This window comes from Bradyrhizobium sp. CCGUVB1N3 (assembly GCF_024199925.1).
Lineage (GTDB): Bacteria > Pseudomonadota > Alphaproteobacteria > Rhizobiales > Xanthobacteraceae > Bradyrhizobium.
In genome coordinates this window covers 7,169,329-7,188,633 of the sequence record NZ_JANADR010000001.1, presented here as the reverse complement: position 1 = coordinate 7,188,633, position 19,305 = coordinate 7,169,329, and the positions used below count along the sequence as shown (strand labels likewise).

The following is a 19,305-nucleotide window of genomic DNA, read 5'->3' as shown; positions in this document are numbered from 1 at the left end:
CCGATGACCGTGACCGTGTCTGCCAAGCGTACTGCCCTGCTCGCCGCCGCGCGCGAGCGTATCCTGGTGCTCGATGGCGCCATGGGCACGATGATCCAGGGCCTGCAATTCGACGAGGCCGCCTTCCGTGGCGAGCGCTTCAAGAATTTCCACCGCGACCTCCGCGGCAACAACGACCTTTTGATCCTGACCCAGCCGCAGGCGATCGAGGACATCCACGCCGCCTACTTGCGTGCCGGCGCCGATATCGTCGCGACCAACACGTTCTCGACGACCTCGATCGCGCAGGCCGATTACGACCTCGCTGAAGTCGTCTACGAGATGGCGCGTGAAGGCGCCCGCCTCGCCGGCAACGCCGCCAAACGTGTCGAGGCCGAGGACGGCAAGCCGCGCTTCGTCGCCGGTGCGATCGGCCCCACCAACCGTACCGCCTCGATCTCGCCTGATGTCGCAAACCCCGGCTACCGCGCCGTCACCTTCGACGACCTGCGTGAGTCCTACGGCGAGCAGATCCGGGGCCTGCTCGACGGCGGCGTCGACCTCCTGCTGGTCGAGACCATCTTCGACACGCTGAACGCCAAGGCGGCGCTCTATGCGATCGCCGAGATCACGGAAGAGCGCGGCATCGATGTGCCCGTGATGGTATCAGGCACCATCACCGACAAATCCGGCCGCCTGCTGTCGGGACAGATGCCGGAGGCGTTCTGGAATTCGGTGCAGCACGCAAAGCCCGTCACCATCGGCTTCAACTGCGCGCTCGGCGCGGAAGATCTGCGCGCCCATATCGCAGACATTGGCCGCGTCGCCGACACGCTGGTCTGCGCCTATCCCAATGCCGGCCTGCCCAACGAGTTCGGCCAGTATGACGAGACGCCGGAATATATGGCCCATCTGGTCGGCGAGTTCGCGCGTGATGGCTTGGTCAACATCGTCGGCGGCTGCTGCGGCACCACGCCGGAGCACATCGCGGCGATTGCGGCCGCCGTCGCCCCGCACAAGCCGCGCCTCGTGCCGGCGATCGAGCCGCGCTTAAGGCTCTCCGGCCTCGAGCCGTTCGTGCTCACGGATGCGATTCCCTTCGTCAACGTCGGTGAGCGCACCAACGTCACGGGCTCGGCCCGCTTCCGTAAATTGATTACGGCCGGCGACTACACGGCCGCGCTCCAGGTCGCGCGCGATCAGGTCGAGAACGGCGCGCAGATCATCGACGTCAACATGGACGAGGGCCTTCTGGACTCGGAAGCCGCGATGCGGACCTTCCTCAACCTCGTCGCCGCCGAGCCCGACATCGCCCGCGTGCCGGTGATGGTCGATTCCTCGAAATTTTCCGTCATCGAGGCCGGCCTGAAATGCGTGCAGGGCAAGCCGGTCGTCAACTCGATCTCGATGAAGGAAGGCGAGGAGAAGTTCATCCACGAGGCGAAAATCGCGCGGCGCCACGGCGCGGCTGTCGTGGTGATGGCATTCGACGAGGTCGGCCAGGCCGATACGTTCGCGCGCAAGACCGAGATCTGCAAGCGCGCCTACGACATCCTGGTGAACCGCGTCGGCTTCCCGCCGGAAGACATCATCTTCGATCCCAACATCTTTGCGATCGCGACCGGCATCGAGGAGCACAATAATTACGGCGTCGACTTCATCGAAGCGACGCGCTGGATCCGCCAGAACCTGCCCGGCGCGCACATCTCGGGCGGCGTCTCCAACCTGTCCTTCTCGTTCCGCGGCAACGAGCCGGTGCGCGAGGCCATGCACTCGGTGTTCCTGTATCATGCCATCAAGGCCGGCATGGACATGGGCATCGTCAATGCCGGACAGATGATCGTCTATGACGACATCGATCCCGAGCTGCGGCAAACTTGCGAGGACGTGGTCCTCAATCGCGATCCCGGCGCCTCCGAGCGGCTGCTCGCGCTTGCCGAAAAATTCCGCGGCAAGAAGACCGAGAGCAAGGAAGCCGATCTCGCCTGGCGCGAATGGCCGGTCGAGAAGCGGCTGTCGCACGCGCTGGTGCATGGCATCACCGAGTTCATCGAGCAGGATACCGAAGAAGCCCGCAAGGCGTCCTCGCGCCCGCTCGACGTGATCGAAGGCCCCCTGATGGCCGGCATGAACGTGGTCGGCGATCTCTTCGGCGACGGCAAGATGTTCCTGCCGCAGGTCGTGAAATCCGCGCGCGTCATGAAGCAGGCGGTCGCCTGGCTGATGCCGTTCATGGAGGAGGAGAAGGCGCGCAATCTCGCCAGCGGCATTGGCGGCGACACCAATTCGTCCGCCGGCAAGATCGTGCTCGCCACCGTGAAGGGCGACGTCCACGATATCGGAAAGAACATCGTCGGCATCGTGCTCCAGTGCAACAATTATGAGGTCATCGACCTCGGCGTGATGGTGCCGGCCGCCAAGATCGTCGAGACCGTGAAGGCGGAGAAGGCCGACATCGTCGGCCTGTCCGGCCTGATCACGCCTTCGCTCGACGAGATGGCGTTCTTTGCCGGCGAATTGCAGCGCGAAGGCTTGAAGCTGCCGCTGCTGATCGGCGGCGCCACCACGAGCCGCGTGCACACGGCGGTGAAGATCGACCCGAACTACAAGGCCGGACCCGTCGTGCACGTCAACGACGCGAGCCGCGCCGTCGGCGTCGCCTCCTCGCTGCTCTCGCCCGAGAAGCGCGAGGCCTATGCCGCCGAGGTGCGGGCCGAATACGCCAAGATCTCGGAAGCGCATCTGCGCGCGCAGGCCGACAAGAAGCGGTTGAAGCTCAGTAATGCCCGCGCCAACCGCGTGCCGGTCGATTTCGTCGCGACAAAGCCGGTGAAGCCGACCTTCCTCGGCACCAGGACGTTCGACGATTACGACCTTGCCGAGCTCGTCGACTGCATCGACTGGACGCCGTTCTTCCAGACCTGGGAGCTCGCAGGACGATTCCCCGCGATCCTTAGTGATCCCAAGGTTGGCGAGGTCGCGCGCTCGCTCTATGACGATGCGCGCAAGATGCTCGACCTCATCGTCAAGGAGAAATGGTTCCAAGCGCGCGCCACGATCGGCTTCTGGCCGGCGAACGCGCAGGGCGACGACATCGTGCTCTACGCCGATGAGAATCGGACCAGGAAGATTGCGACGCTGCACACGCTGCGGCAGCAGCTCGAGAAGCGCGAGGGTCGATTCAACGCGGCGCTGTCCGACTTCATTGCGCCTGCGGGTACGGGCGTGCCGGACTATGTCGGCGGCTTCGTCGTCACCGCCGGCATCGGCGAGGATGCGGTCGCCGACCGCTTCAAGAAGGCCAACGACGACTATTCCTCGATCCTCTGCAAGGCGCTGGCCGATCGCCTGGCCGAAGCCTTCGCCGAGCGCATGCACGCCCGCGTCCGCCGCGAGTTCTGGGCCTATGCGCCGGACGAAGCGCTGACCAATGAGGAGCTGATCCTCGAAAAATATCAGGGCATCCGTCCGGCGCCCGGCTATCCCGCACAGCCCGATCACACCGAGAAGAAGACGCTATTCGCCCTGCTCGATGCGGAGAACACGGCCGGCGTGAAGCTGACGGAGAGCTTTGCGATGTGGCCGGGCTCGTCCGTCAGCGGGCTCTATTTCAGCCATCCCGACAGCTTCTATTTCGGCGTCGGCAAGATCGAGCGCGACCAGGTCGAGGATTATGCGGCGCGCAAGGGCATGACGATCGCGGAAACCGAGCGCTGGCTCGCGCCGATCCTGAACTACATCCCGGTGCAGCAGGGGGCCGACAAGGCAGCCTTCGCCGCGACACCCGCGAATGACGAGACGTCCAAGGACCTCGCCTCGCATCCGCCCGGCTGCACCTGCGCCGTGCATCTCGTCTGGCAGAAGAAGCGCGCGGGGGCGGGGTAGGCTCCGCCTCCAAAACAAAAAATGAAAACAACCCCATGCAAAGTAGAATGGGGTTGAAAAGATTGACAAATTTCACGCGTGGCGCTGCTTGCTCCGTCGGGCAAAACACCTGTATCAATTCAGGATCGCCCACTGCGCCAGTCTGGCGCTCTTCGCCTCGCCCATCGCCGTCATTCCGGGGCGCGCGAAGCGCGAGCCCGGAATCCATCGTGCAACGCGTCGTTCTGACAAATGGATTCCAGGCTCGCGCCAAGAGGCGCGCCCCGGAATGACCGAGCTTCACCCCTTCGGCGGCGGCAGCGGCTGCACGATCTCCTTCGCTGCACTCGCAAGGACGAGGGCCGAGAACGCTCTGCGCCAATTCACAAACAGCGGGCACGGCTTCGCATTTTTCGCGGCGCGTTTCGCCGCAGCAGCGCCGTGAACGCAACGCGCGCTTGCCGCGACCAATGGCGGTCGCCGTCGGGGAGCAGGGAAATAAGATGCTGGATGCCCATCAATTGATGTGGACGCAGATTGCCGCCGGCATCTCGGTGCTGCTGTTTGGATTGATGCTGTTCAATCTGGTCCGCATGTGGGGCCGGATGCAGGCCGCGCGGAGCTGGGACAAGGTCGAGGGCATCATCACGGTCTCCAGGGTCGATCGGCCGGCGACGCACGCCTCGGACGATCAGAACGATGCCAAGCCCATCATCCGCTATCGCTATCACGTCGGCGGCCAGGAGCTGGAAGGCGACAAGGTCTTTGTCGGCGGCATCACCATCACGACAAGGGTGCTCGCCGAAAAACTGGCCGGACGATATCCGGTCGGCGCCCATGTCGACGTCCATGTCGATCCGAAGCACCCGACCGAGGCGCTGTTGGAGCCGGCCGCAGCGCAGAACGTCGCGGCGCTCGTGGCGTTCACGATCGTGTTCGGCTTCATTGCCGCCACTTTGACCGCGCATTCGCTCGCGGGTCGCGTGCTCTACGCTGATCATGGCGTTCCGCTGTTCGTGTTCGCGCTGCCGATCATCGTGCTCTTGGGCGGCGTGTTCTGCGTCGCCGAGTATGTCAGGACGCGCCGGCTTGCGAGCGCCAGCCTGCGCTGGCCGACCGCGGCGGGCAGGATTACCCGTTGCGATGTGATCGAGGAGATCATCGAGGAGAAGGGCGATGATGACGACAAGTCGACGACCAGCAAGCTCCGACATCGTTATCAGGTCGACCTGCGCTACGCCTATAGGGTCGGCAAGCGCGACTTCATCGGCACCGAAGTCAATTGGGGCGGCACCATGATCTCCGGGCTGCGCGAGGTCGCGGAAAAGGCTGCGGCGCAACATCACCCCGGGCAGAATGTCAAAGTCTATTACGATCCGGACCAGCCGGGACGTGCCGTGCTGGAGCCTGCGAGCCGGGAAGGCGCGCTGGGTCCGCTGATCGGCGCCGCGGTTTGTGCGATCGTCGGCGGCATCTTTCTGACGATCCTGATCAAGGTCGGGTTTGCGTAGCGGCGCTTGACGGCTCAAGACGTCCGCGATCTGCGCCTCGCAACGTTCGACCCACAGCACAAGCTGCTCCTTCCGCAGCACGCGCTCGTAGAGCAGGCTGACCGCTCGCGCGGCGGTCCTGGCTTTCGCCAGGACGACGGTGTGGATGAACAGTGTTCCGACCATCATGACAGCCGGGAGGGTGGGCACGGTTAGAGATGCGCCGACGCCTCTCCGACCAAAAAGTGAAAAACAACCCCATGCAAAGTAGAAAATTGCAGAGCCGACCGACTACGCATTTCCCGAAATAACTTGACGCGTCGGGCAAATCACCGGCATTATGTAACCATTGCGAACCGCGCAAGATGGACTCCCGAAGCGTTCGTCACCGGGATCGCATCTCCGCCCCGTCATTCCGGGGCGCAAGAGCGCACCCGCCCGCCTATTTGCGCCGCAGCATCGAGAGCAACGGCGCAGACTGATTGAATCCAAGTTCCTCGGGCGCTACTTTCCGATCTCTGAGCTCATTGTTGAAGAGGTGCTTCCGATGACAAGGTTTGCATTCTCATTTGCAGCAGCTTGTGTGCTCCTGCTTCATGCGGGCGAAGCTGGTGCGCAGAGCCTCACGCTGAGCAGTCCGGACATCAGCGAAGGCGCCACCATTGCCGGCGAACACGTATTCAAAGGCTTTGGCTGTACCGGCAACAACACCTCTCCGGCCTTGAGCTGGAGCGGTGCTCCGGCGGGCACCAAGAGCTTCGCCGTGGCGATCCATGATCCTGATGCGCCAACCGGCAGCGGCTGGTGGCATTGGGTCGTCTTCAATCTTCCGCCATCCGTCACTGCGCTTCCCAAGGGGGCCGGCGATCCAAAGAAGAAGCTGATGCCGAAAGGGGCGATCCAGAGCCGTACGGACTTCGGCAGCGACGGCTATGGCGGACCATGTCCGCCGCCTGGCGACAAGCCGCACCGCTATCAGATCACCGTATTCGCAGTTGACGTCGATAAGCTTCCGAACGCCAAGGACCATTCAGCATCCGCGGCACTGGTCGGTTTCGATCTGCACTTCCATACGCTCGGAAAGGCTACCCTGACCGGTCTCTACGGCCGGTGACGGGACGCGGAGGGTTCGCCAGGCGCGTAGGGTGGGTTAGCGTCAGCGTAACCCACCCCTTTGCTTTCCGCGCATTGAGAGAAGTGGTGGGTTACGCCGAGCGGACTGCGCTTCGCGCAGCCGCAGGGCTAACCCACCCTACGAACCTCCGCTCGCTTACCCCTTCGGCGGTGCCAGCGGCTGCACGATCTCCTTGAACGGCGCCAGCGCCTCGCAGCGCTCGGAATGCGCCGTGAGTGCCGGATAGCGCGAAGGATCGAACAGCTGCGGATGGGCTTCGCGGGTGAAGCGGACGACGCAGGCGAGCGCGACGTCGGCGTGACCGATGCGCGTCCCGAGCCAATACGGCGTCGTGATCTTCGCGCGCTCGGCTTCCAGCACCTTCAACACGTCTGCGATCTGTGCCTGGCAGCGTTCGACCCACAGCGCGAGCTGTTCTTTCCGCAACACCCGCTCGTAGAGCAGGCTGACCGCCTTGTCACCGAGACCGCCCGCCAGTGCGCAGATGCGCAAATGCCGCCGCCGCTCGACGCCGCTGCGCGGCAGCATCGCTTTCTCTGGCCCAACGAGATCATCGAGGTAATCGAGGATGATCGTGCTCTCGATCAGTCCCTCGCTATCGTCGAGCACCAGCGTCGGCACGCGGCGCAAAGGATTATACGGCGCGATCTTGTCGGCATCGCCGAAGGTCGACCACGGCCTGTGCTCGAAGGCAATGCCATAAAGCTTCAGCGCAATCGCGACACGGCGGACGAACGGGGAATCATATTGGCCGATCAGGAACATGGTTTGCGCTCTTTCTCAGTGACCCGGCAGGGCCGGCCAGTTCATCGCCAATGCGCGCGGCTGACAAGGCAAATCTTGGAAAGGGAGCATTGCACCGGATGCAACAAGCATGGATCCTGACGTGATCACTCGATGATCGGCACATGCCTCGCCGCCGCTCGCGACACCGTGCCGTCGAGGCGTGGATCGTCGGCGATTTCGATCTGGCGGCGAAAAGCGCGAAAGCCGGAGCGCTGGTAGAAGGCGAGCGCTGAGGGGTGATCGAAGGTGCAGGTGTGCACCCAGACGCGCCTCACAGGCTGTGACCAGGCGTGCTCGAGCGCGCGGTTCATCAGCCAGCGGCCTGCGCCGGTGCCGATGAGTTTTGCGGTGACGCCGAAGAACACGATCTCGCATTGACCCGCTGCGCGAAAATCGAGCTCGAGCAGGCCTTCATCGCGGCCGTCATTGACGAGCGCATAAATCTCGACGCGCGGCGACTGCACGATCGCCGCGAGCTCCGCATCCGGCATGCGCAGGCGCGAGAACCACAGCCAGTCCTCGCCGACCCGCGCATAGAGTGCACGAAACCAGTCGAGACCGGGTTGCTCGACCCGGCGCAACGTCCAGGCGCCGGCCGGATCGTCACGCAGCGGCGGCCGCGCAGTCATCTCCAGATGCGTGACGACCGCGGCGATCTTCCCGTTGGGCACGTCGGAATAGCCGTCGGGGAGGAGCATTCGCCGCTCACTCCCCCTCGTCGCTCGCCAGCACGCCCTTCACCGCGCGCGCCCAGCCGGCAAGCTTCCGCTCGCGCGTCGCCTGGCTCATGTTCGGCTTGAAGCGGTGCTCGAGGCGCCAGTTGTCGGCGAATTGCGTCGGCTCGGGATAGACGCCGGCGTTGAGGCCGGCGAGATAGGCTGCGCCCAGCGCCGTGGTCTCCTGGATCACCGGGCGATCGACCGGCGCATCGAGGAGGTCGGCGAGGCGCTGCATGGTCCAGTCGGAGGCGGTCATGCCGCCGTCGACACGCAGCACCACGCTCGCCGTCTCCGAGCTCGGCCAGTCCGCGCGCATCGCGGCCCAGAGGTCGAAGGTCTGGTAGCAGACGCTCTCCAGCGCGGCATGGGCGAGCTCGGCCGGGCCGGTGTTGCGGGTCAGGCCGAACAGCGCGCCGCGCACGCGCGGATTCCAGTATGGCGCGCCCATGCCGACGAAGGCCGGCACGAGATAGACGCTCTGCATGGAATCGGACTGGTCCGCAAGCGGCCCGGTCTCGGCCGCGTGCTTGATGATGCCGAGACCGTCGCGCAACCATTGCACCGCGCTGCCGGCAACGAAGATCGAGCCTTCGAGGGCGTAGGTGCGTTTTCCGCCGAGCTGATAGGCGATGGTGGTCAGCAGCTTGTTCTTCGAGGCCACCGGCGTGGTGCCGGTGTTGAGCAAGGCAAAGCAGCCGGTGCCGTAGGTCGACTTCATCATGCCCGGACGGAAGCAGGCCTGGCCGATGGTCGCAGCCTGCTGGTCGCCGGCGATGCCGCAGATCGGTATAGCGCCGCCGAACAGGTCGGGAGTGGTTTCGCCGAAGCGGGCGGAGGAATCCTTGACTTCGGGGAGCATCGAGCGTGGCACGCCGATGAGCTCGAGCAGCTCATCGTCCCATTGGCCGGTGTGGATGTTGAACAGCAGCGTGCGAGAGGCGTTGGTGGCATCCGTCGCGTGCACCTTGCCGCCGGTCAGGCGCCAGAGCAGGTAGCAATCGACCGTGCCGAACATCAGTTCGCCGCGTGCGGCCCGCGCACGGGCGCCGGGGACGTTGTCGAGGATCCAGGCGACCTTGGTGCCGGAGAAATAGGGGTCGATGATCAGGCCGGTCTTTTGCGAGATTCGGGGCTCGTGGCCTTCGGCCTTCAGCTTCGAGCAGATATCGGCGGTGCGGCGGTCCTGCCAGACGATGGCGCGGTGCACGGCCTGGCCGGTGGCGCGATCCCACACCACGGTGGTCTCGCGCTGGTTGGTGATGCCGATCGCGGCAACGTCCTTGGCCGTGACGCCGGCGCTCTGGAGCGCGTCGCGACAGACCATCACGGTCGAAGTCCAGATGTCCTCCGGCTCATGCTCGACCCAGCCCGAGGCCGGGAAATGCTGCGGAAACTCCTGCTGTGCCTTGGCCGCGATGGAAATGTCGCTGCGAAACACGATGGCGCGCGAGGAGGTGGTGCCCTGATCGATGGCGAGGACGAAAGACATGGAGGCTACCTTGGGCTTTCCCGTGTCCCGGGAGGGTTCTTGTGTCGCGGCTAAGGGAGCGGATTGGGGCGGGAAGGTCAAGCTGGCTCTGCCCTACCCTCCCCTGGAGGGGTCCGAGACGAGCGTAGCTCGCTCGTGGGTCGCTTCGCATGGAGCGAAGCGCAATGCGCAGCGGGTTGGGGTGACAGTCTCTCCGCATCGAACAGTGCCCAAACGGAGAGATCACCCCACCCCGCTCGCGCTTCGCGCGATCGACCCTCCCCCTCCTGGGGAGGGAAAGAATCCGAGCCGAAGGCTACTTCCGGCGGCCATGCTTCAATTTGATCGCTTCTGCATCGCGCGACCCATAAAGCTCGACATAGATGCGCTCGACCACCGCAGTCAGATCGGCCGTTATCTTCGAATTCCAGAACCGGATGACACGATATCCTTCGTTCTCAAGCCAGAGTTGGCGTTCGCGATCACAGCTCGCCGTATCGTCTTCGTTGTGATGTCCGCCATCGAGCTCGATGATGAGACGCTTGGCTGGACAGAAGAAGTCGACGATGTAGGGACCGATCGGCGCTTGTCGGCGGAAGTGCGACCCTTCGATCGGGAGCTCCTTGAGAGCACGCCACAGGATCCGTTCGTGCGGCGTGGTATTCGCTCTCAGTCTCTTCGCGGCAGCGCGTCGAATCGATGTTGAGCCATCTTTGCGGCTTCACCCCACCCCGCTCGCGCTTCGCGCGAGCGACCCACGAGCGAGCTACGCTCGTCTCGGCCCCCTCCAGGGGAGGGTGGAGTGAAGCGCGACATCGATACAATTGCAAGTCGTACGGCTGACCAGACGCTTCGAGTTTCACGACCGGCCAGACCATCGTGATCAACGGCGGCATCACCACCGCGGCGGTGCCTCGCGGATTCCTCTCACTCAGTCGTCATCGCCCGGCTCGACCGGGCGATCCAGTACTCGGAGGCAGAAGTTGCGTGAATGAACTGCCGCTGCGGGGTACTGGATGCCCCGGTCAAGCCGGGGCATGACAGTCATCGTGTGACTAGATCAACCCGCCCGCGTCCGCGACGCGGCGCTGATGGTATTCCGTGTCGCCAAAAGTGTTCTCGATCATGGTCAGGCGCTTGAAGTAGTGGCCGATCTTCGCCTCCATGGTCATGCCGATGCCGCCGTGGAGCTGGATCGACTGCTGGCCGACGAATTTCAGCGACTTGCCGATCTGCACCTTGGCGGCGGCGACCGCGTTGGAGCGCTCCTTGGCGTCCTCGAAATCACCAGCCATGGTCGCGAACATCGACATCGAGCGGGCCTGCTCGGCGGCGACGAACATGTCGGAGGCGCGATGCTGGAGCGACTGGAACGAGCCGATCGCGACACCGAACTGCTTGCGCGTCTTGATGTACTCGACGGTGGTCTTGAGCGACTCATCCATCAGGCCGACCGCTTCGGCGCAGAGCGCGACGCGGGCCTCATCGACGACGCGCTCGATCAGCGCGAGCGAATCCTCGGGGTCACCGATTGCCGCATCCGCGCCGACCTCGACACCGGTCAAGGTGATGTCGGCAGCGTGCAGGCCGTCCTGCGTCGGATACGACTTCTTGGCAACGCCCTTGGCGTTCGCCGGCACGAGAAACACGCCGATGCCGCTTGTGTCGCGGCGGTCGCCCTTGGTGCGGGCGGTGACGACAAGCGTGTCGGCATTCTCGCCGTTCAGCACGACGAATTTTTCGCCGTCGATGACCCAGCCGCTGCCCTTCTTCTTCGCCGACGTGGCAACGTCGAAGAGGTCGTAGCGCGAGTTCTTCTCGAGCTGCGCAAACGCGAGCGTCTGGCTGCCGTCGATGATGCCGGGCAGGTGCGCGGCCTTCTGCGCATCCGAGCCGCCATGGCGCAGGAAGCCGCCGCCGATCACGACGGTTGCGAGATACGGCTCGAGCACGAGCGCCTTGCCGAGCGCTTCCATCACGATCATGGTCTCGACGCCGCCGCCACCGAAGCCGCCATCGGCTTCCGCGAAGGGCAGACCGAGCAGGCCCTGCTCGGCGAGCTTGCCCCAGACGGCTTTGCTCCAGCCGCCCTTCTCGGCCATGTATTTCTTGCGGCTCTCGAAATCGTAAGAATCGGTCAAGAGGCCGTCGACGCTGTCCTTGAGAAGCCGTTGCTCCTCGGTCAAATCAAAATCCATCTTCTTTGCTTCCTCGTACCCGGAATTTGCTTCGTCATTCCGGGGCACGCGCGAGCGCGTGAACCCGGAATCCAGAGGTTGTGGCGCGAGATTCCGGGTTCGCGCTTCGCGCGCCCCGGAATGACAGTCGTCTAGAGCCCCAGCACCGCCTTGGCGATGATGTTGCGCTGGATCTCGTTGGAGCCGCCGTAGATCGAGACCTTGCGGTTGTTGAAGTAGCTCGGCGCGATCTGGGCGGTCCAATCCATGGCTTCGTTCGAGCCGTCGTCGCCGTGCACGTCGTAGGGCGCGGCGAACGGGCCGATGACCTCCATAAGCAGCTCGGTCGTGGTCTGCTGGATCTCGGAGCCCTTGATCTTGAGCACCGAGGACGCCGGATTGGGCTTGCCCTTGCCGTGCTTGCCCTCATCGGCGACGACGCGGAGCTGCGTGAGCTCCAGCGCCTTCAGCTCGATCTCGCACGCCGCCAGCTTCTCGCGGAAGGCGGCATCCTGGATGATCGGCTTGCCGCCGGACTCGACCTTGGACGCCAGCTCCTTGATGCGGCGGATGCGCTCCTTGGAGACGCCAACGCGCGCAATGCCGGTGCGCTCGTTGCCGAGCAGGAATTTTGCGTAGTCCCAGCCCTTGTTCTCTTCGCCGATCAGATTCTCGTAGGGCACCTCGACGTCGTCGAAGAAGACTTCGTTGACCTCAACGCCGCCGTCGATGGTCTGGATCGGACGCACCGTGACGCCCTTCGACTTCATGCTGAACACGATGAAGGAGATGCCCATCTGCTTCTTCGCATTCGCATCGGTGCGGCAGAGGCAGAAGATCATGTCGGCGTGCTGCGCCAGCGTGGTCCAGGTCTTCTGGCCGTTGATGATCCACTTGTCGCCCTTGCGCTCGGCCTTGGTCTTCAGCGAGGCGAGGTCCGAGCCCGAGCCCGGCTCGGAGAAGCCCTGGCACCACCAGTCGTCGACGTTGGCAATGCGCGGCAGATACTGCTTCTTCTGCTCTTCATTGCCGAAGGTGTAAATGACCGGACCGACCATGCTGACGCCGAAGGCAAGCGGCTGCGGCGCCGGATAGGACTGCAGCTCCTCGTTGAAGATGTAGTGCTGCACGCTGGTCCAGCCGGTGCCGCCATACTGCGTCGGCCAGTGGCTGACGCCCCAGCCCTTCTTGTTGAGGATGCGCCACCACGTCACCATCTCGTCCTTCGAGAGGTGGCGGCCCTCGACCAGCTTGCGCCGCGTGTCCGGCGGCACGTTGTCGCGGAAGAACTGTCGCACTTCCTCGCGAAACGCCTGCTCTTCATTCGTGAATGCGAGATCCATCGGATCCTCCTGCCCTCGTCGTCCCGGCGAAGGCCGGGACCCATAACCAACGGCCGCCGTTGTTACGAAGGCCATTACCATTTGTGCGCCACACTCCTGCTGCGGAGTATGGGTCCCGGCCTGTGCCGGGACGACGACTACTGCAACACCTCGAACAACCCGGCCGCGCCCATGCCGCCGCCGACGCACATGGTGACGACCGCGTACTTGGCCTTGCGGCGGCGGCCTTCGATCAAGGCGTGGCCGGTCAGCCGTGCGCCCGACATGCCATAGGGATGTCCGACCGAGATCGCGCCACCATTGACGTTGATCTTGTCGGGGTCGATGCCGAGCTTGTCGCGGCAATAGAGCACCTGCACGGCAAACGCCTCGTTCAATTCCCAGAGGCCGATGTCGTCGACCTTGAGGCCATGGCGCTTGAGCAGGCGCGGCACGGCGAAGACCGGGCCGATGCCCATCTCGTCGGGCTCGCAGCCGGCCGAGACGAAGCCGCGGAAGATGCCGAGCGGCTGCAGGCCGCGCTTGCCCGCTTCCTTGTCGCTCATGATCACGGAGGCGCTGGCGCCGTCCGAGAGCTGGCTGGCATTGCCGGCGGTGACGCTAAAGCCTTCGCCGCGCACGGCCTTCAAGCCTGCGAGGCCCTCGGCGGTCGTCTCGGGGCGCGGACCCTCGTCCTGCGACAGCGTCACGTCCTTGAAGGAGATTTCGCCGGTCGCCTTGTCGGCCACGGCCATCTTGGTTGCGATCGGCGCGAGCTCATCCTTGAACTTGCCGGCCTGCTGCGCCGCCGCGGTGCGGCGCTGGCTCTCCAGCGAATACTCATCCTGCTTCTCGCGCGAGATGCCGTAGCGCTTGGCCACGATTTCGGCGGTGTCGATCATGGGCATGTAGACCTCGCCCTTGATCTTGAGCAGCGCCGGATCCTGGGCGTGGAAGCCGTTCATCTTGTCGTTCTGCACCAGCGAGATCGACTCGCCACCGCCGCCGACCGCGATCTCGACGCCGTCGAAGATCACCGAGCGCGCGGCCAGCGCGATCGCCTGCAGGCCCGAGGCGCATTGCCGGTCGATCGTGGTGCCGCCGACGGTGACGGGCAGACCGGCACGCAGCAGCGCCTTGCGCGCGATGTTGCCGCCGGTCGAGCCCTGCTGGAGGGCGGCGCCCATCACAACGTCCTCGACCTCCTTGGGATCGATCTTCGCGCGCGCGACGGCCTCGCCGATGGCGTGACCGAGCAGCGTCGCGCCCTCGGTATTGTTGAGCGCGCCGCGATAGGCCTTGCCGATCGGCGTGCGGGCGGTGGAAACGATGACGGCGTCGGTCACGAGCGGACTCCTGTAGTGCTTTGTTGGCTGGATTGAGATGGTTTCTGCTGCTGGCGCAATTCATGGCGCGACAGTTTGCCGACCGGCGTGCGCGGCAGCTCGTCGACGAATTCGACGGCGGCCGGCAGCTCATGCTTGCCGACCTTGCCGGTGAGGAAGGTGCGCAGATCGTCGGTCGAAAACGGCTTTGCATCCGCCTTGAGCTTGATGAAAGCCTTTGCCGCCTCGCCGCGATACTGGTCGGGAATGCCGATGACGATGACCTCGTGCACGCCCGGGTGCGTATAGATCGCCTGCTCGATCATCTGCGGATAGACGTTGAAGCCGCCGGAGATGATCATGTCCTTCTTGCGGTCGACCAGGAAGAAATAGCCGTCCGCGTCGCGATAGCCGATATCGCCGGTGAGGAAGCGGCCGTCGGCAAACGACTCTGCGCTCTCCTTCGGCTTGTTCCAGTAGCCCTTGGTGACGTTCGGGCCCTTGATGCGGATCTCGCCGACCTCACCCGGCGGCAGCACTTTCGTGGGATCGTCGAGCGACACCACGTCGAGCTCGATGCCGGGCAGCATCAACCCGATCGAGCCCGGCTTTTCCGGGCCGACGGGCGGATGGCCAGTGCCTGGCGAGCAGGTCTCGGTCATGCCCCAGCCGCTCTTGAGCTTCTTGCCGACCTTGCGCTCGAAGAAATTCGCGATCTCCACCGGCAGCGGCGCGCCGCCGGAGCCGATGGTGACAAGCGAGGAGAAATCGCGCCTGTCGAGATCGGGGAGCGCCGCGATCGCGATCCACATCGTCGGCACGCCCGGAAAGTAGGTCGCGCGCTTCACCTCGATGTCGCGCATGACCGCCTCGACGTCGAAGCGCTGGTGCAGCGAGATCAGATTGCCGCGGCGAAGCGAGGACAAGAGGACGACAGTGAGCGCGTAGATGTGGAATAGCGGCAGCACGCAGATCACGCGCTCGATGACGTTGCCGCGCGCGGCGCGGGCCGGCTTGCCCCAGACGTCATAGATCGACACGGCCGAGGTGAGATTGCCATGCGTGAGCATGGCGCCTTTCGGCAGGCCGGTGGTGCCGCCGGTATATTGCAACAGCGCGACGTCGTCGGCCGTGACGACCGGCCATTGCGCCGGTTTGACCGCGCCGTCGACGAAAGCTTTGAAAGTGATGATCCGGGGATCGGCGGGGATTGCGGCCTGCGGCGTGCCGACCTTGCCCCAATGGTCGTCCTCACAGACGATCAAGCGGTCGATCAGGCCCTTGTCCAGGAATTTCAGCGCGGTCGGCAGCAGCGCTGCCAGGTTGGAAGTCAACAGCACGCGCGAACCGGAATCGGAGACCTTGTGCGACAGCGCGATCTCGCCGTCGAGCGGCGAGAGATGTGCCACGCGCGCACCCGCTTTCATCGCGCCGAAGAAATTGACGGGATGGTCCGGCGTGTTGCCGAGAAACAGCGCGACGGAAGCGCCCTTGCCACAGCCGGCACGCAGGAAGGCAGCGGCGGCGGATTCCGCCATCGCGTCGAGCTCGCCGTAGCTGATCGGACGATCACGGAATTCGAGCGCGGCGCGCCCGCCGTGGTCGGCGGCGGCTTGCGAGAGGAGATCAGGCACCGTGCCCTGGGAAATCGCGTCGTCCCAATGCACGCCTTCGGGATAAAACTGTTCGCCGGGATGGGTCATAGGCGATCGATGCTCTGCAAAGCGGTCGCGAGAATGTCGCGTGAGGTGGGCACAAGCGGAGGGGCTCCCTTCCCCCTTGCGGGGAAGGGTTGGGGAAGGGGGTGCCACGAACGCCGACGTCGCCTGGGGCTACCCCCCTCCCTGTCCCTCCCCCACAAGGGGGGAGGGAACGGAGAGAGAGTCCCCGGAACGGAGTGCTGCCCGTGGTAGGGACCAAGCCCCATCACGCCGCTTTCGACTCGGCTGCTAGCGAAGCAAACGTCTTGCCTTCGGCCGCGAGCTTCTTCAGCAGCGGCGCGGGCTCGAGGCTCGGGTCGTTGGTCTCCTTGGCGTAGACCGACAGGCGATCGACGATGTGCTTCAGGCCAACCGTGTCGGCCCAGTACATCGGGCCGCCGCGATAGATCGGCCAGCCGTAGCCGTAGAGCCAGACCACGTCGATATCCGACGGACGCGCCGCAATTCCCTCTTCCAGGATCTTCGCGCCTTCATTGATCATCGGGTACATCATGCGCTCGAGGATCTCTTCATCGCTGACGACGCGCTTCTTGCGGCCGAGGCGCAGCAGCGTCTCGTCGATCAGCTTCTCGACCTCGGGATCGGGCAGCGGCGCGCGCGAGCCGGCTTCGTACTTGTAGTAGCCCTTGGCGGTCTTCTGGCCGAAACGGCCGGCTTCGCACAGCGCGTCCGCGATCTCCGACTTGATGCCGCGATCTTTCCGCGAGCGCCAGCCGATGTCGAGGCCGGCAAGATCGCCCATCGCGAACGGCCCCATCGGCATGCCGAACTTGGTCACGACGGCGTCGACCTGCTGCGGCAGCGCGCCTTCGAACAGCAGTTTTTCCGCCTGCTTGCCACGCTGCGCCAGCATGCGGTTGCCGACAAAGCCGTCGCAGACGCCGACCACGGCCGGCACCTTCGCGATCTTGCGCGCGATGGTGACGGCGGTCACCAGCGCATCCGGCGCGGTCTTGTCGGCGCGCACGATCTCGCACAGCTTCATGACGTTGGCCGGCGAGAAGAAGTGCATGCCGAGCACGTCCTGCGGACGCTTGGTCGCCTTCGCGATCTCGTCGATGTTCAGATACGAGGTGTTGGAGGCGAGCACGGCGCCCGGCTTGACGTACTGATCAAGCTTGCCGAACACTTCCTTCTTGACCGCCATGGTCTCGAACACGGCCTCGATGACGAGGTCGGCATTGCCGACATTCTCGATGCCGACGACACCGTTGATCAGCGCCATGCGTTTGGCGGGCGCGTCCGCCGGGATGCCGCCGCGTGCCGCGGTCGCTTCCCAGTTCTTCTGCATAATTCCCAAGCCGCGCTTGAGCTGCTCCTCGCCGGTCTCGATCAGGGTGACGGGAATGCCGGCATTGGCAAAGGACATCGCGATGCCGCCGCCCATGGTGCCGGCGCCGAGAATGGCGACGCGCTCGACCGGACGCGACTTCGTGCCTTCAGGCACGCCGGCGATCTTGTTGGCCTCGCGCTCGGCGAAGAAGGCGTAGCGCTGTGCCTTGGACTGGTCGCTGGTGAGGAGCTTGAGGAAGCCTTCGCGCTCCTTCTTGAGACCCTCGTCGAACGGCAGGTCGATCGCGTAGCCGACGGCGTCGGCAGCCGCGAATGGCGCTTCCAGGCCACGCGACTTCTTGGTGATGGCGGCGACCGCATTGGTGAAGATCGAGCGATCGGCCCTGGCCGCCGCGATCTTGCTGTCGTCATCGCGCAGGCGGCGTAAGGGACGCTTCTCGGCGAGCAGCTTGCGGACGAAGGCTTCGCCGCCGGCCGCCGGCCCCTCGATGATCTCTTCGATCAGGCCGTGCTTCAGCGCCTCCGTCGCGCCGATCGGATCGCCGCCGACGATCATCTTGACCGCGAGCTCCGGGCCGACCGCGCGCGGCAGGCGCTGGGTACCGCCGGCACCGGGCAGGAGACCAAGCTTCACCTCGGGCAGGCCGAGCTTGGCCTCCTTGGTTGCGACGCGGAAATGACATGCAAGTGCAACCTCGAGGCCGCCGCCGAGCGCGGTGCCGTGGATCGCGGCAACCACCGGCTTCGGCGAATTCTCGATCTCCGCGAGCACGTCGTTGAGCGCGGGCGGCTTCGGCGGCTTGCCGAACTCGGTGATGTCGGCGCCGGCAATGAAGGTGCGGCCCGCGCAGGTCAGCACGATACCCTTGATGGCGGGATCGGCGACCGCCTGCTTGACACATTCCAGGATTCCGCCGCGGACGGCCGCACTGAGCGCGTTCACCGGAGGGCTGTTGACCGTGACGACCCCGATCTCGTCATGACGCTCAAGCTTGACCACTTCGCTCACGGCATACCCTCCAGTTAAGGATTTACTTTTGTTTCAATTTCGCAGTGCGGAATTTAATTCCGCATCTTGACGGCAGGGTTATTTTGAAGCACGTGGCTTGTCAACGACTCCGCGCAAGAAGCAGATCAGGGATGAAGCGTACAGGAAAGAAACCAGCGACCGATCGGAACTTCGTCGTCGCGCTTTCCCGCGGGCTCGATGTATTGCGCGCATTCCAACCCAACGACGGGCTTCTCGGCAATCAGGAGATCGCGGCCCGCACGAATTTGCCCAAGCCAACCGTGTCGCGGCTGACCTATACGTTGACGAAGCTCGGTTATCTTACACCGGTTCCCCGCTTCGAGAAGTACCAGCTCGCGCCCGCCGCTTTGGCGCTCGGTTATGCGGCGCTCGCCAATCTCGGCATTCGACATCTGTCCGAGCCGTTTCGCGAGGAAGTGATGCGCGCCACGGGAGGCGCGGTCGCGGTCGGCGGTCGCGACCGCCAGAGCATGATCTATTTCGGGCAGAGCCGGGGCAGCGAGACGGTCGGCGTTCAACTTGACGTCGGTTCCCGCGTACCGATTGCAACCAGTGCGATGGGGCGCGCCTATTTCTGGGCGCTGGACGAAGAGGAACGCGCTTCGCTCCTGCGCGACCTGCGCGAACATTACGGCAGCCGCTGGCCGAAATTGCGCGATGGGTTGGAGCGCTCCGGCGAGACCGTCGCGAAATACGGCTTTGCTATTTCGGTCGGCGATTGGCACGACGACATCGGCGCCGCGGGCGTCGCGCTCAGGCTGAACGACGGAACCGGCCCCTACGCTTTCAATTGCGGCGCGCCCGCATTCCGCTTCACGGAAGAGCGTTTGATCGCCGACATTGGACCACGTCTCTTGGCGATGGTAAGGAACATCGAAGCGGCGCTCGGCGGAATAGCGCCGCAATTCAAAAAAGAAGCCGGCAAGAAGCTGAAATCAGGAGGAAAAGTTGCGCGTGTGGCCGAGGGGATCAGATAGCCATCGTCGTTGCAGAGGG

General features: G+C 64.5%; 13 protein-coding genes and 1 pseudogene. 4 read left to right on the top strand and 10 right to left on the bottom strand.

Annotated elements, in window-relative coordinates; genetic code table 11:
• Nucleotides 1-3: 3 nt before the first annotated feature.
• Entirely contained in the window at nucleotides 4-3,864 is a 3,861-nt protein-coding gene (metH, locus tag NLM33_RS34210) for a methionine synthase (protein WP_254102954.1), read from the top strand.
• A 482-nt stretch (nucleotides 3,865-4,346) separates the two neighbouring features.
• Entirely contained in the window at nucleotides 4,347-5,354 is a 1,008-nt protein-coding gene (locus NLM33_RS34205) for a DUF3592 domain-containing protein (RefSeq protein ID WP_254102953.1), read from the top strand.
• Nucleotides 5,355-5,369: 15 nt separating this feature from the next.
• Here NLM33_RS34205 and NLM33_RS34200 read toward each other — a convergent pair.
• Nucleotides 5,370-5,462 (bottom strand): annotated as a pseudogene (locus NLM33_RS34200) (glutathione S-transferase family protein); the annotation flags it as partial.
• A gap of 418 nt (nucleotides 5,463-5,880) precedes the next feature.
• On the opposite strand from NLM33_RS34200, the gene NLM33_RS34195 reads away from it, so the two are divergent.
• Entirely contained in the window at nucleotides 5,881-6,447 is a 567-nt protein-coding gene (locus NLM33_RS34195) for a YbhB/YbcL family Raf kinase inhibitor-like protein (RefSeq protein ID WP_027521665.1), read from the top strand.
• Between the two features lie 156 nt (nucleotides 6,448-6,603).
• On the opposite strand, the gene NLM33_RS34190 is transcribed toward NLM33_RS34195, so the two are convergent.
• The 9 genes from NLM33_RS34190 to NLM33_RS34150 form a co-directional block, all read right to left on the bottom strand.
• Nucleotides 6,604-7,233 carry a glutathione S-transferase family protein gene (locus NLM33_RS34190; RefSeq protein ID WP_254102952.1) on the bottom strand — a complete coding sequence of 210 codons (630 nt, stop codon included), beginning with the start codon at nucleotides 7,231-7,233 and terminating at the stop codon, nucleotides 6,604-6,606.
• Between the two features lie 125 nt (nucleotides 7,234-7,358).
• The gene (locus tag NLM33_RS34185) at nucleotides 7,359-7,952 is read right to left on the bottom strand and encodes an N-acetyltransferase (protein ID WP_254102951.1); all 594 of its coding nucleotides are present in this window, start codon (nucleotides 7,950-7,952) and stop codon (nucleotides 7,359-7,361) included.
• Between the two features lie 7 nt (nucleotides 7,953-7,959).
• Nucleotides 7,960-9,462: a glycerol kinase GlpK gene (gene glpK / locus NLM33_RS34180; RefSeq protein WP_254102950.1), complete on the bottom strand. Its 1,503-nt coding sequence runs from the start codon at nucleotides 9,460-9,462 to the stop codon at nucleotides 7,960-7,962.
• A 295-nt stretch (nucleotides 9,463-9,757) separates the two neighbouring features.
• Complete coding sequence (locus NLM33_RS34175) at nucleotides 9,758-10,081, bottom strand: endonuclease domain-containing protein (RefSeq protein ID WP_254106038.1); 324 nt, start codon at nucleotides 10,079-10,081, stop codon at nucleotides 9,758-9,760.
• A gap of 415 nt (nucleotides 10,082-10,496) precedes the next feature.
• Nucleotides 10,497-11,639 carry a pimeloyl-CoA dehydrogenase small subunit gene (pimD, locus tag NLM33_RS34170; protein ID WP_254102949.1) on the bottom strand — a complete coding sequence of 381 codons (1,143 nt, stop codon included), beginning with the start codon at nucleotides 11,637-11,639 and terminating at the stop codon, nucleotides 10,497-10,499.
• Nucleotides 11,640-11,770: 131 nt separating this feature from the next.
• On the bottom strand, nucleotides 11,771-12,961 hold the full coding sequence (pimC, locus tag NLM33_RS34165; RefSeq protein ID WP_254102948.1) for a pimeloyl-CoA dehydrogenase large subunit: 1,191 nt from the start codon (nucleotides 12,959-12,961) through the stop codon (nucleotides 11,771-11,773).
• Between the two features lie 137 nt (nucleotides 12,962-13,098).
• Nucleotides 13,099-14,286, bottom strand: a complete 1,188-nt coding sequence (locus NLM33_RS34160; protein WP_254102947.1) for an acetyl-CoA C-acyltransferase — start codon at nucleotides 14,284-14,286, stop codon at nucleotides 13,099-13,101.
• On the bottom strand, nucleotides 14,283-15,968 hold the full coding sequence (pimA, locus tag NLM33_RS34155; RefSeq protein WP_254102946.1) for a dicarboxylate--CoA ligase PimA: 1,686 nt from the start codon (nucleotides 15,966-15,968) through the stop codon (nucleotides 14,283-14,285). Before pimA ends, NLM33_RS34160 begins: the two co-directional genes overlap by 4 nt.
• Nucleotides 15,969-16,191: 223 nt before the next feature.
• Nucleotides 16,192-18,288 carry a 3-hydroxyacyl-CoA dehydrogenase NAD-binding domain-containing protein gene (locus tag NLM33_RS34150; RefSeq protein ID WP_254102945.1) on the bottom strand — a complete coding sequence of 699 codons (2,097 nt, stop codon included), beginning with the start codon at nucleotides 18,286-18,288 and terminating at the stop codon, nucleotides 16,192-16,194.
• A gap of 131 nt (nucleotides 18,289-18,419) precedes the next feature.
• Between NLM33_RS34150 and NLM33_RS34145 the strand changes: the two genes are divergently transcribed.
• Nucleotides 18,420-19,286 carry an IclR family transcriptional regulator gene (locus tag NLM33_RS34145; RefSeq protein WP_254102944.1) on the top strand — a complete coding sequence of 289 codons (867 nt, stop codon included), beginning with the start codon at nucleotides 18,420-18,422 and terminating at the stop codon, nucleotides 19,284-19,286.
• Nucleotides 19,287-19,305: the final 19 nt, after the last annotated feature.

Excerpts from the sequence above, each read along its gene's own strand:
- metH (WP_254102954.1), top strand. The coding sequence starts at position 4 with ATGACCGTGACCGTGTCTGCCAAGCGTACTGCCCTGCTCGCCGCCGCG.
- NLM33_RS34205 (WP_254102953.1), top strand. The coding sequence starts at position 4,347 with ATGCTGGATGCCCATCAATTGATGTGGACGCAGATTGCCGCCGGCATC.
- NLM33_RS34195 (WP_027521665.1), top strand. The coding sequence starts at position 5,881 with ATGACAAGGTTTGCATTCTCATTTGCAGCAGCTTGTGTGCTCCTGCTT.
- NLM33_RS34190 (WP_254102952.1), bottom strand. The coding sequence starts at position 7,233 with ATGTTCCTGATCGGCCAATATGATTCCCCGTTCGTCCGCCGTGTCGCG.
- NLM33_RS34185 (WP_254102951.1), bottom strand. The coding sequence starts at position 7,952 with ATGCTCCTCCCCGACGGCTATTCCGACGTGCCCAACGGGAAGATCGCC.
- glpK (WP_254102950.1), bottom strand. The coding sequence starts at position 9,462 with ATGTCTTTCGTCCTCGCCATCGATCAGGGCACCACCTCCTCGCGCGCC.
- pimD (WP_254102949.1), bottom strand. The coding sequence starts at position 11,639 with ATGGATTTTGATTTGACCGAGGAGCAACGGCTTCTCAAGGACAGCGTC.
- pimC (WP_254102948.1), bottom strand. The coding sequence starts at position 12,961 with ATGGATCTCGCATTCACGAATGAAGAGCAGGCGTTTCGCGAGGAAGTG.
- pimA (WP_254102946.1), bottom strand. The coding sequence starts at position 15,968 with ATGACCCATCCCGGCGAACAGTTTTATCCCGAAGGCGTGCATTGGGAC.
- NLM33_RS34145 (WP_254102944.1), top strand. The coding sequence starts at position 18,420 with ATGAAGCGTACAGGAAAGAAACCAGCGACCGATCGGAACTTCGTCGTC.